This is a genomic window from Streptomyces sp. MMG1533 (assembly GCF_001279775.1).
Taxonomy (GTDB): domain Bacteria; phylum Actinomycetota; class Actinomycetes; order Streptomycetales; family Streptomycetaceae; genus Streptomyces.
In genome coordinates this window covers 19,014-32,847 of the sequence record NZ_LGDG01000265.1, presented here as the reverse complement: position 1 = coordinate 32,847, position 13,834 = coordinate 19,014, and the positions used below count along the sequence as shown (strand labels likewise).

Annotated in this window: 15 protein-coding genes; 10 read left to right on the top strand and 5 right to left on the bottom strand. The window is 71.7% G+C overall.

The genetic code is table 11. The features are described 5' to 3' along the window. Positions 1-4 precede the first annotated feature (4 nt). Genes ADK57_RS40380 through ADK57_RS40360 form a run of 5 tightly spaced genes read left to right on the top strand, consistent with a single transcriptional unit; the run spans position 5 to position 5,323 of the window. Complete coding sequence (locus ADK57_RS40380) at positions 5-1,369, top strand: cytochrome P450 (RefSeq protein ID WP_053754715.1); 1,365 nt, start codon at positions 5-7, stop codon at positions 1,367-1,369. Between the two features lie 15 nt (positions 1,370-1,384). Then, positions 1,385-3,031, top strand: a complete 1,647-nt coding sequence (locus tag ADK57_RS40375; protein WP_053754714.1) for a thiolase C-terminal domain-containing protein — start codon at positions 1,385-1,387, stop codon at positions 3,029-3,031. After that, positions 3,028-3,966: an alpha/beta hydrolase gene (locus tag ADK57_RS40370; protein ID WP_234390559.1), complete on the top strand. Its 939-nt coding sequence runs from the start codon at positions 3,028-3,030 to the stop codon at positions 3,964-3,966. Before ADK57_RS40375 ends, ADK57_RS40370 begins: the two co-directional genes overlap by 4 nt. Next, positions 3,963-4,505 (top strand): DoxX family protein, encoded by a 543-nt coding sequence (locus ADK57_RS40365; RefSeq protein WP_053754713.1) that lies wholly within the window; start codon positions 3,963-3,965, stop codon positions 4,503-4,505. The genes ADK57_RS40370 and ADK57_RS40365 overlap by 4 nt, the downstream gene beginning before the upstream one ends. Next, a complete protein-coding gene (locus ADK57_RS40360) occupies positions 4,505-5,323 on the top strand; it encodes an NAD(P)-dependent oxidoreductase (RefSeq protein ID WP_053754712.1) in 819 nt (272 codons plus the stop codon). Before ADK57_RS40365 ends, ADK57_RS40360 begins: the two co-directional genes overlap by 1 nt. A 39-nt stretch (positions 5,324-5,362) precedes the next feature. On the opposite strand, the gene ADK57_RS40355 is transcribed toward ADK57_RS40360, so the two are convergent. Beyond that, entirely contained in the window at positions 5,363-5,821 is a 459-nt protein-coding gene (locus ADK57_RS40355) for a MarR family winged helix-turn-helix transcriptional regulator (protein WP_053754711.1), read from the bottom strand. A 191-nt stretch (positions 5,822-6,012) separates the two neighbouring features. On the opposite strand from ADK57_RS40355, the gene ADK57_RS40350 reads away from it, so the two are divergent. Then, positions 6,013-6,366 (top strand): hypothetical protein, encoded by a 354-nt coding sequence (locus ADK57_RS40350; protein WP_053754710.1) that lies wholly within the window; start codon positions 6,013-6,015, stop codon positions 6,364-6,366. 26 nt (positions 6,367-6,392) lie between these two features. Here ADK57_RS40350 and ADK57_RS40345 read toward each other — a convergent pair whose 3' ends face one another. Then, complete coding sequence (locus tag ADK57_RS40345; RefSeq protein WP_053754709.1) at positions 6,393-7,382, bottom strand: helix-turn-helix domain-containing protein; 990 nt, start codon at positions 7,380-7,382, stop codon at positions 6,393-6,395. A 509-nt stretch (positions 7,383-7,891) separates the two neighbouring features. Further along, complete coding sequence (locus ADK57_RS40340) at positions 7,892-8,869, bottom strand: alpha/beta hydrolase (protein WP_053754708.1); 978 nt, start codon at positions 8,867-8,869, stop codon at positions 7,892-7,894. Positions 8,870-9,116: 247 nt separating this feature from the next. On the opposite strand from ADK57_RS40340, the gene ADK57_RS40335 reads away from it, so the two are divergent. Next, positions 9,117-10,085, top strand: coding sequence for a TerC/Alx family metal homeostasis membrane protein (locus ADK57_RS40335; protein WP_053754707.1), 969 nt, complete (start codon positions 9,117-9,119; stop codon positions 10,083-10,085). 96 nt (positions 10,086-10,181) lie between these two features. Beyond that, entirely contained in the window at positions 10,182-11,063 is an 882-nt protein-coding gene (locus ADK57_RS40330; protein ID WP_053754706.1) for an LLM class F420-dependent oxidoreductase, read from the top strand. On the opposite strand, the gene ADK57_RS40325 is transcribed toward ADK57_RS40330, so the two are convergent. Further along, positions 11,039-11,257, bottom strand: a complete 219-nt coding sequence (locus ADK57_RS40325) for a hypothetical protein (protein WP_053754705.1) — start codon at positions 11,255-11,257, stop codon at positions 11,039-11,041. The genes ADK57_RS40330 and ADK57_RS40325 overlap by 25 nt on opposite strands. Positions 11,258-11,372: 115 nt before the next feature. On the opposite strand from ADK57_RS40325, the gene ADK57_RS40320 reads away from it, so the two are divergent. After that, positions 11,373-12,278, top strand: coding sequence for a LysR family transcriptional regulator (locus ADK57_RS40320; protein WP_053754704.1), 906 nt, complete (start codon positions 11,373-11,375; stop codon positions 12,276-12,278). 164 nt (positions 12,279-12,442) lie between these two features. On the opposite strand, the gene ADK57_RS40315 is transcribed toward ADK57_RS40320, so the two are convergent. Then, positions 12,443-13,006, bottom strand: a complete 564-nt coding sequence (locus ADK57_RS40315; RefSeq protein ID WP_053754703.1) for an NAD(P)H-dependent oxidoreductase — start codon at positions 13,004-13,006, stop codon at positions 12,443-12,445. Between the two features lie 118 nt (positions 13,007-13,124). On the opposite strand from ADK57_RS40315, the gene ADK57_RS40310 reads away from it, so the two are divergent. After that, positions 13,125-13,793 carry a TetR/AcrR family transcriptional regulator gene (locus ADK57_RS40310; protein WP_053754702.1) on the top strand — a complete coding sequence of 223 codons (669 nt, stop codon included), beginning with the start codon at positions 13,125-13,127 and terminating at the stop codon, positions 13,791-13,793. Positions 13,794-13,834 lie beyond the last annotated feature (41 nt).

The window sequence follows — 13,834 nt, the reverse complement described above, 5'->3', positions numbered from 1 at the left end:
ATCCATGACCGAGGCCGACAAGGACGACGACCGCAAGAAGCACCGGGTGCACTTCGACCGGCACACACCGGAATACCGGCACAGGTTCGAAGAGATCACCCATGAGCTGCAGGGCAAGTGCCCCATCGCCTGGACGGACACCTACGACGGTCACTGGGTCGCCAGTGGCAACAGTGAGGTTTTCGAACTGGCCCGGTCCGCCGAATTCCTCTCCAACGACCACGATGTGAAAGGGGAACGGCGCGGCTACAAGGGCATCACCATCCCGTCGCCGCCCCGAGCCCGGGAAGTACAGGGCGGATTCCTGGAGATGGACCCGCCGGAACAACGCCATTACCGGCAGACGCTCAACCCCTATCTCTCCCCGGCGGCCGTCAGCCGCTGGGTGCCCTTCGTCGACGAGGTGGTGCGCGCCTGCCTCGACGAGAAGATCGAGGAGGGGCGGATCGACTTCGTGGACGACCTGGCCAACGTGGTGCCGGCCGTCCTCACCCTGGCGATGATGGGAATTCCCCTCAAGGACTGGACCGTCTACAACGAGCCGGCCCACGCCTCCGTGTACACCCCGCCCAACTCGCCCGACATGCCACGGGTCGCGGAGATGGGCCGGAACATGGGCCGGGCGCTGTACATGGCGATCCTGGAGACCCGCGAGAAGCGACGGCCGGGTCTGGTGGACGCCCTCGTGCACGCCGAGATCAACGGGAAGACCCCGCCCGACGAGGAACTGGTCGGCGTCCTGGCCCTGCTCATCGGCGGCGGCTTCGACACCACGACGGCACTCACCGCCCACGCGCTCGAATGGCTGTCGCAGAACCCCGCGGAGCGCGACCGGCTCGGCCGGGAGCGAGCCACTCTGCTGGACCCCGCGACCGAGGAGTTCCTGCGCTTCTTCACGCCCGCACCGGGCGACGGGCGCACGTTCTCCGCCGACTGCGAGATCGCCGGCCAGGAGTTCAAGGAGGGCGAACGCCTCTGGCTGTCCTGGGCGATGGCCAACCGGGACCCCGCCGTCTTCCCCGACCCCGACCGGGTCGACCTGGGACGCAAGGGCAACCGGCACAGCAGCTTCGGCCTCGGCATCCATCGCTGCATCGGCTCGAACGTCGCGCGCACGGTGTTCAAGCGCATGGTGACCGCCGTACTCGACCGCATGCCCGACTACCGGTGCGACCCCGACGGCACCGTGCACTACGAGACCATCGGCGTGATCCAGGGCATGCGCCACCTCCCGGCGACCTTCACACCCGGCAAACGGCTCGGTCCCGCCTTCGACGAGACCCTGGAGATCCTCCAGAAGGCATGCGTCGAACAACGCCTCGCCGAACCGGTCACCGTACGCACGGCCCGGGCGGACACCGCCCGCTGAGACGGAGGAACCGAGGTGGCCGGATCCCCGGGACGCCCCCTGCCCCTGCTCACCGAGCAGAACGAGTTCTTCTGGACCTCGGGGGCGGACGGCGGACTGCGCGTGCAGGAATGCGCGTCGTGCGCCGCGCTCGTTCACCCGCCCCAGCCGGTCTGCCGGTACTGCCGCGGCCACCGGATGGGCGTGCGCACCGTCTCCGGCTTCGCGACGCTGATCGGCTTCACCGTCAACCACCGCTTCAGCCTGCCCGGACTGCCGGCGCCGTACGTCGTCGCCCAGGTCGCCCTCGAAGAGGACCCCCGGGTCCGGCTCACCACCAACGCCGTCGAGTGCGATCCCGGGCAACTCGCACTCGGCATGCGCATGGAGGTGGTCTTCGAGCAGGCCGGGGACGTATGGCTGCCGCTGTTCCGCCCCACGGCACAGCAGAGCGAACCGACACCGCTCCCCGAGGACGAGCCCGCACCCCGGGTACGCCCGATGCTCACCCGGGAGAAGTTCGAGGACAAGGTCGCGATCACCGGCATCGGCAGCTCCGCACTCGGCCGCCGCCTGATGGTCCCTCCGCTCTCCCTCACCCTCCAGGCCTGCGAACGCGCGGTCAGCGACGCCGGCCTCACCCTCGACGACATAGACGGCCTGGCCACCTACCCCGGCGCCGGCCCCTACGGCGGCTTCGCCGAGGGCGGGATCACCGCCCTGGAGTCCGCTCTCCGCATCCGGCCCACCTGGCACCAAGGCGGCGGGGAGACCTTCGGCCCCGGCGGCTCGCTGATCTCGGCGATGCTGGCGATCGCCGGCGGGCTCGCCCGGCACGTGCTCTGCTTCCGCACCCTGTGGGAGGCCTCGTACGGCGAACGGATCAAGCGGGGTGAGATCCAGCCGAACACGACCGGCTCGGACCCGGGCTGGCTGAAGCCCTTCGGGGCGATCTCCGCCGCGCACACCCTCGCCCAGAACGCCCAGCGCCACTTCCACCGCTACGGCACCACCCGCGAGACCCTCGGCTGGATCGCCCTCAACCAGCGCGCCAACGCCGCCCTGCACCCGACGGCGATCTATCGCGACCCGATGACGATGGACGACTACCTCGAAGCCAGGCCCATCACCACGCCGTTCGGACTCTACGACTGCGACGTGCCCTGCGACGGAGCCGTCGCCGTGATCGTCTCGGCCGTCGACGCCGCCCGGGACCTCGCACGGCCCCCCGTCCTCGTCGAGGCGGTCGGCACCCAAATCGCCGAACGCCTCGAATGGGACCAGAGCACCCTCACCCACGAACCCCAGGTCCTCGGCCAGTCCGCCCACCTCTGGTCGCGCACCTCGCTTCGCCCCGCCGACGTCGACGTGGCCCAGCTCTACGACGGCTTCACCTTCAACTGCCTTTCCTGGCTGGAGGGGTTGGGCTTCTGCGGCATGGGCGAGGCGAAGGACTTCCTGGACGGAGGAAAGAACATCGCACGAGACGGCGTACTGCCCCTGAACACCCACGGCGGTCAGCTCTCCCACGGACGCACCCACGGCATGGGCCTCGTCCACGAGGCGATCGTCCAGCTGCGCGGGGAGGGCGGCGCCCGGCAGGTGCCCGGCGCCCGGGTCGCCGTGGTCAGCTCCGGCGGCCTCACGCCCAGCGGGGTCATTCTCCTCAGGACGGACACGTGAACCACAGCCATCCCCAGCTCGAAGTGCTGACCGGGCCCGTTCCGGGTGTCGTCGACATCGACGGCATCCCCGTGTCGTATCTCGCGAGTTGGGTACGGCAGCCGCGCGCGGTCGTTGTCGCCCTGCACGGCGGCGGGACGAACTCGACGTACTTCGACTGTCCGACCCAACCACGGCTCTCGCTCCTGCGCACCGGGGCGGCGCTCGGCTTCACCGTCATCGGCCTGGACCGGCCGGGATACGGCGCCTCGCTCGGCCACGCGGAGCAACTCGCCGACCCCGCACGGCGGGTGGACCTCGCCCGTGCCGCGCTCGACCGGCTCCTCGCGGCCCGCCCCCGGGGAGCGGGCGTGTTCCTGATGGCCCACTCCGCGGGCAGCGAACTGGCGATCCGCATGGCCGCCGACGCACGGGGTCGGGAACTGCTGGGCCTGGAGATCGCCGGCACCGGACGACAGCACCATCCCGGCTTCTCCGCGCGGTTCGTGGAACCGGGCGAGGCGGAGGTACGACCGGCGGCCCGACGGCGCGCCCACATGCGCGACCTGCTGTGGGGGCCGAGCCGGCTGTACCCGCCGGAAGTCTTCGAGGGCGACGCCATCTCCGCCGCCTCGCCCGCCTACGAGTGGGAGGCGCGCGGCTGGGTGGAGGAGTTCCCCGAACTCGCCGCACGCGTCCGGATCCCCGTTCAATTCAGCCTGGGCGACCACGAGTTGGTGTGGCGGCCCGGTGCCGCGGGCCTGGCCGACATCGCCGCGCTGTTCACCGCCTCGCCTCGGGTCCGGTGCAATGAACAGCCGAACAGCGGCCACAACCTGAGCCTCGGATACGCGGCCCGGGCCTACCACCTGAAGGTGCTGTCGTTCGCCGAAGAGTGTGCCGTGAGCCGTGAGGGTGAGGCCGCCGCACCGCCTCAGGAGGGGAGGGCAGGATGAACGACGCCGACACGGTCGTACTGCTGCTGGTACGCCTGGTCCTGGGCGCCACCATGATCGCGCACGGCCTCAACCACTGGCGCGGCGGCGGCCGTATCGAGGGCACCGCCCGCTGGTTCACCGGCCTCGGCCTCAGGCAGGGGCGTCTGCAGGCCTGGCTGAGCGTGGTCACCGAGATCGGTGCCGGCGCGCTCCTGCTGCTCGGCCTGCTGACACCGCTGGCCTGCGCGGCCGTCATCTCGGTGATGCTGGTCGCGGGCCTCCTCGCCCACCGCCCGCACGGCTTCTTCGTCTTCAAGGACGGCTACGAGTACGTCCTCACGCTCGCCGTCGTGGCACTGGCTCTCGCCGTGCTGGGCCCGGGCAGCGTGTCGGTGGACGAGGTGAGCGGCATCGAGGTGACCGGCTGGACCGGCGGCGGCCTCGCCCTGGGCGTGGCCGTGGTGTCGACCGCGGGCCTGCTGGCGATGTTCTGGCGTCCGCGGCCGGCGGCGGAACCCGAGGTCACCACCGACCCCGTGGAACAGGAGGCCCGCTGATGCGTGTCGGTTTCATCGGCCTGGGCAGTCAGGGTGCCCCCATGGCCCGTCGGATCGTCGACGCGGGCTTCGAGACGACGCTGTGGGCCCGGCGCCCCGCCACGCTCGCCCCTTTCGAGAACACGGCGGCGAAACGAGCCTCCTCGCCCGCCGACCTGGCGGCCGTCAGTGACCTGGTCTGCGTGTGCGTGGTCGACGACGCCGACGTCGAGGAGGTCCTCACCGGTGAGTCCGGCGTCCTCGCGGGTCTGCGCAAGGGCGGAGTGATCGCCGTGCACAGCACCGTTCACCCCGACACCTGCCGCCGCCTCGCCGACCGTGCCCGCAACCACGGGGTCGCACTGGTCGACGCGCCGGTCAGCGGCGGCGGCCCGGCGGCGGCGCAGGGGCGCCTGGTGGTCATGGCGGGCGGCGAGCCCGGTACGGTCGCGTTCTGCCGCCCGGTGTTCGCCGCCTACGCCGACCCCGTCGTCCACATGGGCCCGCTCGGCACCGGCCAGCTCGCGAAGCTCCTCAACAACGTCCTGTTCACGGCCCACTTGGCCACAGCCGCAGGCACCCTCGCCCTGGGCCACGACCTCGGCATCGACCCCGCGGCCCTGGCCCACGTCATCACCCACGGCAGCGGTACGAGCTTCGCCCTGGACCGCATCACCTCCGCGGGCGGCACCCTCGACCGCATCGCCGCCCACGCCGGACCACTCCTACGCAAGGACGTCCGGCTGGTGACGGACGTCGCCGCCACGGCGGGAGTGCCGACAGGAATCGTCACAGCGGCCGCCGACGAGGCCCTGACCCTGATGAACCACCACCAGTGAGACTCGCAGCAAGGGGCCCGCTCGGCGCGCGCCGTGGCTTCACACGGGCGTGCGGAGGGTCTCGACGGCCCGTACGAGCGGGGCGAGTTCGGGGTTCTGGGAAGCGGCGTCCAGCGCTTCGCGCAGGGCGGTCTCGTTGGTGGGGCGGGCCTGCTCCAGCAGCCTGAGCCCCGGCTCTGTGACGTCGGTGTAGATGCCCCGGCGGTCGGTGGGGCACAGGTAGCGCGAGAGCAGGCCGCGGTCTTCGAGACGGGTGACCAGACGGGTGGTGGCGCTCTGGCTCAGGACGACGGCGTCGGCGACCTGTTTCATCTGGAGGTGGCCGCCTTCGCCGTCGTGCTGGCGGCTGAGGACGTCGAGCAGGGAGTACTCGCGCACGCTCAGGTCGTGTCCCGCCTGCAGGGCCCGCTCGATGTGGGCCTCGATCCTGCCGTGCAGCAGGGAGAGGGCGCACCAGCCCTGTGCGAGGGCGGTGAGTGCGGGGTCTGTGGCGGTCATGCGGCCTGCTCCTCCGTCCCGAGGTGACTGACCATCCAGGATAGGGCATCCGTGAAATTTCCAGCGGATGCCCTTATTGCGCGCATGCAAGCATCACCGTAACTCCGTGGCCTTCGTCCGCGCGCCCTCGATAAGGTCCAGTCCCTGCCCGGCCGCACCCGCGGCCGGCCCCCGTACGGAGAGCGATTCCCATGACCGGCCGCCGAGCCGCCACCACCCTCTGGCGCCCCACCGGCCCCACGGAGCTGGCCCTGGTCCGCGAGCTGGACTGGCGTGCCTGGCCGCCGCGGCTGCCCGAGCAGCCGATCTTCTACCCGGTCCTCAACGAGGACTACGCGGTCCGGATCGCCCGGGACTGGAACGTCAAGCACGACGGCGCCGGCTACGTCACCCGCTTCGACGTCGACACGGAGTTCCTGAGCCGCTATCCCGTCCGCCAGGCGGGCGGGAGGACGATCCTCGAACTGTGGGTGCCCGCCGAGGAGCTCGACGAGTTCAACGCCCACATCGTCGGCGAGATCCAGGTCGTGCACGAGTTCCCGTGACCGTCCGGGGCGCGGTGGCGTGACCGTTACGACCGTGCCAAGTGCCGCATGGTCAGGGCCAGGTGCAGCCTGAGCCGCCCCTGCGGTGTGCGCAGCGGCCAGCCGAGCAGGTGCTCGGCGTGGGTCAGCCGGTCCTGGAGCGTGGAGTGGTGCACGTTGATCTCGGCGGCCGCCGCCCGCAGGCTCGCCGTCGCGGCCACGGCGTGCAGGGTGGCCAACAGCCAGGGCGTGGACGCGGCCGCCGCTTCCAACGTCCGGACGTCCGGCGGCGGTTCGGCGCCCGGGGCGACGAGGTCGGCCAGCAGGGCGACGCCGCCCAGCTCGTCGGCGTACACCACACGCGGTCCGGGATCCTGTGCGGTGCCGTCCGCGGTGAACCGCAGGGCGGTACGGGCGGCCGCCCAGGAGCGCGGCAGGTCCAGCACCGGGACGGCGGGGCCGACGCCGAGCCGGCCTGCGGACAACCTGGCTTCCGGGTGCGCGGCGATGATCCGGGTCCGCCCGTCGTACAGGGCCAGGGCGCGCGCGGGCGCCGTCGGATCCAGGCCCAGCCCGCGGGCCGCGTGCAGCCGCGCCGGTTCCGGGACCTTGGCGTCCAGAACCGTCTCGACCAGTGCGGGATCGTCCGCGGGCACCCTGCCCCGGGTGCGGTCGAGAACGATACGTAGGGCACCGGCGGCCCGCTCCAGGATCACCGCGTCGACCACACTGGGCGCCGCCTCCGCCCGCTCCAGCCACAGGGCGGCGGCCCCGCCCGGCGTCAGTGCCGCCGACGGCCACGCCGGGTCCGGCGGCAGGTCCGTGTCCCGGCGGGTGCCGTCGGTTTCCACACGGACGAAGACCCGCCGGTCGGCGTCCACCAGCCGCGCGGGCACTCCGGCCAGTACCGCGGCCCCACGCACCAGCGCCTCCAGGCCGGCCCGGGACTCGGCCAGCCGGTCGAAGTAGGCGATGACCTGGACGGCGGCACCGGCGTCCGGGTCCAGTGCGGTCAGGCGCCCGGCCAGCTCTTTCATACGTCCATGGTGCGCTATGCGGTCACGTTCCGTGGAGCTGTGGGGAAGGGGGCTTTTCGGGTTACGGCCGAGCAGGAGGGCCGACGCCTCGAAGCCGTCCCGCCCGGGAGGCCGCCGGTATCCCGAAGGCCGTGTCGCCGCAGGCCGGCGGGCGTCCCAGAAAGCCCTACGGCCTGGGCCTTCTGGGACGCGGAAAGCCGCGTACGCGCTCCCGGCAGCCGCGCATCGGTCGGCCGGAAGCCTCCGAGCCGCGGGTCGGCAACAGGGTCAGCCGCGGGTCGGCCGCGAGGACAGCTGGGCCAGTCACGAGGCAGCCACGGGAACAGCCGGGAGTCAGCCACGGGAACAACCGCGCCGAAGCCTGCGCAGTCGCCGATCAGCCGTCAGCCGTCAGCCGTCAGCCGTCAGCCGTCAGCCGTCAGCCGTCACGTCACCCGTAACCCGTCGGCCGTCAGTCGGCCGCTACGACGCGGCGATCAGCCGCCACTCACGCCGCAGTGATCCCTCGGTCATCCACCCAGCAGCCTCCGCAGCCACGCCAGCTGCGCCGCCCGGGCCGCCTGCGAGAGTGCCGCCTGCGGGGCGAAGCCGTCGAAGCCGTGGAAGCCGCCGGGCCACACATGCAGCTCGGCCACCCCGCCCGCCTGCCAGAGCCGGGAGGCGAAGGCGACGACCTCGTCCCGGAAGGTCTCCGCGGAACCCACGTCGAGGAAGGCCGGCGGCAGCCCGGACAGATCCTCGGCGCGGGCCGGCGCCGCATACGCGGGCACGTCCGGACCACCGCGCAGCTCGCCCAGCAGCGCACCCCAGCCGGTCTCGTTCGCCGTGCGGTCCCACACGCCGAGGCCCGCCATCTGGTGCGAGGACGGGGTGTCGTTGCGGTCGTCCAGCATCGGGCACAACAGCAGCTGGCCGATCGGCTGCGGGCCCTTGCGGTCCCGGGTGAGCAGGGCGAGCGCCGCGGACAGGCCGCCGCCCGCGCTGGCGCCCGCGATGACGATGCGCTCCGGGTCGCCGCCGATCTCCGCCGCGTGCTCCGCCGTCCAGAGGAGCCCCGCGTAGACGTCCTCGACCGGGGCCGGATGCGGATGCTCGGGCGCCAGCCGGTACTCCACCGACACCACGACCGCGCCCAGTTCCTTCGCCCAGGCCAGCGGCCCGTCCACGCCGACCCGGTTGTTGCCGATGACCATGCCGCCGCCGTGCACGTGGTAGACGACCGGCTGCGGTATGTCCGCGAGCTCAGGGGCGGCGGGCCGGCAGATCAGCAGCGAGATGTCGGGAGCGCCCTCGGGCCCCGGCACCGTACGGTCCTCGACCTTGAAGAACCCGTCCATGGTCAGGTCCAGCTCGGCGAGCATCTGGATGGCCGGGCCCTGGCGTACGTCGTCGATCTCCTCCGGGGTGAGACCGGGCGACAGGACGTCCTTGATCAGGTCCAGGGCGGCGGCGAGTTCCGGGTCGAACGGGGGCGGGACGTGACTCATGTGATCTCCTCACGCGGGGCGCGGCGGCTCGTTGCGCCATGATTCGCGCACCGACCGCCGTCCGGGGCGCCGCCGGACGGCGGGACCTGCCCGCCGGACGGCGGGTGGGCACCCGCGTTTACCGGCCATGCCTCAGTGTGACCTGCTGTTCTTTGCCAGGACATGGCCTGTTCTTCATCTTCTGTCGGTGGAACGGATCGGATGCGCTGACAACGCTGTCGATGCCCCCCATGCATCAGGAGTATCAGTGAACGTCTCTCTCGCCGTCTGGCTGCTGACCGTCGCAGCCCTGTGCGCGCTGGTTGCCGCGGACTTCTTCATAGGCCGAAAGCCCCATGACGTGTCGATCAGAGAGGCGGGGACCTGGACGGTCGTCTGGGTCGTCCTCGCCTGTCTGTTCGGCCTCGGGCTGTTCTTCTTCGGTGGCGCGAGGCCCACCGGTGAGTTCTTCGCCGGATACATCACCGAGAAGTCGCTGAGCGTCGACAACCTCTTCGTCTTCGTCCTGATCATGGGCAAGTTCGCGGTGCCGTCCCAGTACCAGCAACGTGTGCTGATGGTCGGCGTGATCATGGCGCTGGTGCTGCGCGCGGGCTTCATCGCGGCCGGAGCGGCGATCATCTCCGCGTTCTCGTGGGTGTTCTACCTCTTCGGCGCCTTCCTGATCTGGACCGCCTGGAAGCTGATCCAGGACGCCCGCAAGGACGGGCACGACGAGGAGTACCAGGAGAACAAGCTGCTGAAGGCGGTGGAGAAGCGCTTCGGCGTGGCCGACCGGTACCACGACACCAAGCTGTTCATCACGGAGAACGGCAAGCGGGTCATGACCCCGATGCTGGTCGTGATGCTCGCGATCGGCTCCACCGACGTCCTGTTCGCCCTCGACTCGATCCCCGCCATCTACGGGCTGACCCAGGACCCGTACATCGTCTTCACCGCCAACGCCTTCGCCCTGATGGGCCTGAGGCAGCTGTACTTCCTGATCGGCGGCCTGCTCAGGAAGCTGGTCCACCTCAGCTACGGCCTGTCGATCATCCTGGGCTTCATCGGCGTCAAGCTGGTCCTGCACGCGCTGCACGAGTCCGGGGTCCACGTCCCGGAGATCAGCATCCCCTTCTCGCTCGGCTTCATCGTGCTCGTTCTCGCGGTCACCACGTGGACGAGCCTGCGGGCGGCCAAGAAGCAGGAGGCCGTCGGGGCCGAGCGCGTGGCCTGACGTCGCCGCGGTCACGCTTGACTTCGAGAGCGCTTCAAGACCTAGCGTCACCAGGGTCGGTGAAGGTCCGGGTGATCCCGGGGAGCGGAGGCGGACATGCGGGTGGGCGTGCACATCAACCGGTTCGACCACGGCGGGGGCGGCCCCGCCCTCGGCGCCGAACTCGCGGCGACCGGCGCCGCGGCGGAGGCGGCGGGCGTGAGCCGGCTGTCGGTCATGGACCACTACTTCCAGATGGAGTTCAACGGCGGTGCCGAGGCCCCGATGCTGGAGGCGTACACGACGCTGGGCTATCTCGCCGCCCACACCTCGACCGTCCGACTCGGCGCGCTGGTCACCGGAGTGACCTACCGCCACCCCGGGCTGCTCGCCAAGATCGTCACCTCCCTCGACGTACTGTCCGGCGGCCGGGCGACCCTCGGCATCGGGGCGGCCTGGTACGACCGTGAGCACGACGGGCTCGGCGTGCCGTTCCCGCCGCTGGCGGAGCGCTTCGAACGGCTGGAGGAGACCCTGCGGATCTGCCGGCAGATGTGGGACCCGCAGGCGAACGGCCCCTTCGAGGGCGAGCACTACCGGCTCGCCGAGACCCTGTGCGTACCGGCGCCGGTGAGCAGCCCGCACCCCGAGATCATGATCGGCGGCGGTGGCGAGCGGAAGACGCTCCGCCTGGTCGCCCGGTACGGCGACGCCTGCAATCTGTTCGCCACCTCACCCGAAGAGGTCCGGCACAAGCTCGACGTCCTGCGCGCCCACTGCGAGGCCGAGGGCCGCGACGACGACGAGATCCGCAAGACCGTCGCCTACACGGGAGAGCCGGCCACCGAGGGCGACCTGGACGCCTTCACCCGGGACATCGCGGGCTACGGCAAGCTCGGCATCGACACGGTGATCCTCGCGCCGCGCATCGGGGAGCCGGCCGAGTGGATCGAGCGCTTCGCGGCCCCGGCCGTTCAGCGGCTGGCCGAGCTGGACTGAGCCGCGGCCGGGCGGCTGCGGGAGACGATCCGCGTGCCCCGGCCGTCGACGACGCGGACCTGCAGCGAGCCGCAGCCGCAGCGGGTCCACACCGTGCTCCCCGCCGCCGTCCCGTGCCGGGACACCACCTGGAAGGGCTCGGCGCCGTCGGGCCAACCGCAGTGCGGGCAGACGGCGCCGGTCGTGCTGGTCATGGGGGACTCCTTCGTACGGAGGTCTGGTGGGCCGTCGCGACACAGCCAGGGTGCGTCGAAGTCTTCGTACACGTCCAGGTTGACTTTCTGGAGCCGACCTTGAAGCCTGGGCTTCATGATTGATCTGCGCCGGCTCCATGTCCTGCGGGCGGTGGCGCACTACGGCACGGTCACCGCCGCTGCCGGCGCCCTGCACTTCACGCCCTCCGCCGCCTCCCAGCAGATCCGCCAGCTCGCCCGCGAGCTGGGCGTCGACCTCCTCGAACCGCTGGGGCGCGGGGTACGGCTCACCCCGGCCGCCGAGAGCCTGCTCGCGCACGCCGACGCCATCCAGGCCCGCTGGGAACAGGCCGAACTCGACCTGCGAGCCGACCACGGCGAGCCCGCCGGGCCGCTGCGCGTGAGCGGTTTCCCCGTGGCCATCTCGGTGCTGCTGGCGCCGATGGCGGTCCGGCTGCGCGAGCGGCACCCGCGGCTGGCCGTCCGTATCCAGGAGGCGGCGGTGCCGGAGAGCTTCGACCTGCTCTTCGAGGGGGAGACGGATCTGGCGGTCGTCGAGGCGACCCCGCACAACCCGCCGCTCGGTGACGCGCGCTTCGACCAGCAGCCGTTGCTGGACGACCCCTTCGACCTGGTCGTCCCCGAGGACCATCCGCTCGCCGGGCGCACCGGCGTCGACCTCGCGGAGGCGGCGCACGAGGACTGGATCGCCCCGGTGCCGGAGAGCCCCTGCCGTCCGCATGTGCTGTCGGCGTGCGGTGAGGCCGGGTTCACGCCGGACGTCGTCCATCACGCCCTGGACTGGAACGTCACCGCCCATCTGGTCGCCAACCGGCTCGGCGTCGCCCTGATCCCGCGGCTGGCCCACCTCACCCCGCACCTGCCGATCGCGCGGGTGCACTGCACCGGCAACCCGCACCGCAAGCTGCTCACCTGCACCCGCCGGGGTGGCCGGACACGCCCCGCGGTGGTGGCCGCGCTGGCCGAGCTGCGGGAGCTGGCGCCCACGGCGGTGGCGTGACGTACGAGCGATGTCGCCCGCCCGGGACGCGCACCCCTGGGTGCGGGAGCGATCTCGCCCGCCCGGGAACACGCGGAGGGGGCCGGAGCGCTGTGCGTGCTCCGGCCCCCTGCGGGACCTGTGGCGATTCGGCGGTTCCAGCCCCCTTCCGGGGTCCGGACCCGTCAGGCGGCGACCGCTTCGCCGGCGTGGCCGTGCAGGCGGGCGACCACCTCGGTGAGCTGCGCGGCGACCTCGGCGTCGTCGGACGGGTGGGTCTCGGCGAAGCGGGTCAGGGAGCCGGGGATGGAGAGCTTGAGGTCCTCGATCACCTTTCCGCCCGCGATGCCCACGGCCTTGCGGGCCTCGTCCTGCGCCCAGACGCCGCCGTACTGGCCGAAGGCGGTGCCGACCACGGCGACGGGCTTGCCGCCGAAGGCGCCGGCGCCGTACGGGCGGGACAGCCAGTCGATGGCGTTCTTCAGGACGGCCGGGATGGTGCCGTTGTACTCCGGCGAGAAGAGCAGGAAGGCGTCGGAGGCGGCAGCGGCCTCGCGCAGCTTGGCCGCGGCGGCCGGGACGCTGCCCTCGACGTCGATGTCCTCGTTGTAGAAGGGGATGTCGGCCAGGCCCTCGAACAGCACCACGTCGGCGCCCTCGGGAGCGTGCTTGGCGGCCGCCTCGGCGAGCTGGCGGTTGGTCGAACCGGTACGAAGGCTGCCGACGAGCGCAAGAATACGAACAGACATGCGAAACTCCCGAGTGCTGAAACACTGCCGTTACGATCCGGACCGAGGTCCGTTTAACTTTCTAGCACCCTAACCGGACCGTGGTCCAGTTTTGTTCCCGATGCTTTACGCTGTTTTCATGTCCGCCGTCCTGCCTCCCTTCCCGCAGCCCCAGGAGCCCGTCGCGCAGCCCGAGTTGCTGCAGGTCGGGCCCTTCGAGGAGGAGCCCTGCCTGCGCGCCGACGCCGCGCGCAACCGGGCCCGGCTGCTGGAGGCCGCCGCCCGGCTGGTGGCGGAACACGGTGCGGCCGGTGTGACGATGGAGGCGGTGGCCGCCGCGGCGAAGGTCGGCAAGGGGACGGTCTTCCGGCGCTTCGGGGACCGCACCGGCCTGCTGACCGCACTGCTCGACCACTCCGAGAAGAAGTTCCAGGCCGCGTTCCTCGGCGGCGCCCCGCCGCTGGGCCCCGGGGCACCCCCCGCCGAGCGGCTGCGGGCGTTCGGCTGCGCCCTGCTGCGCCGCTCGGTCGACGAACTCGACCTGCAGCTGGCGGCCGAACCGAGCCCGGAACGCCGGTTCTCCGTCCCGCCCCGCCGCGTCCTGCGCAGCCACGTGGCCATGCTCCTTCGGCAGGCCGTCCCGGACGCCGACAGCGAGCTCCTCGCCCACACGCTGATGGGATATCTGAGCCCCGTCCTGATCCACCACCTGACCAGGCAGTGCGGGATGCCGATGGAGCGCCTGGAGGCCGGCTGGTGCGACCTGGTCGACCGGGTGACGGCGACCGCGGGCGAACAGTCGCGCTGACCATCGATTTCGCCGCGAAGTTCCCCCACCCGAAAGCTCAC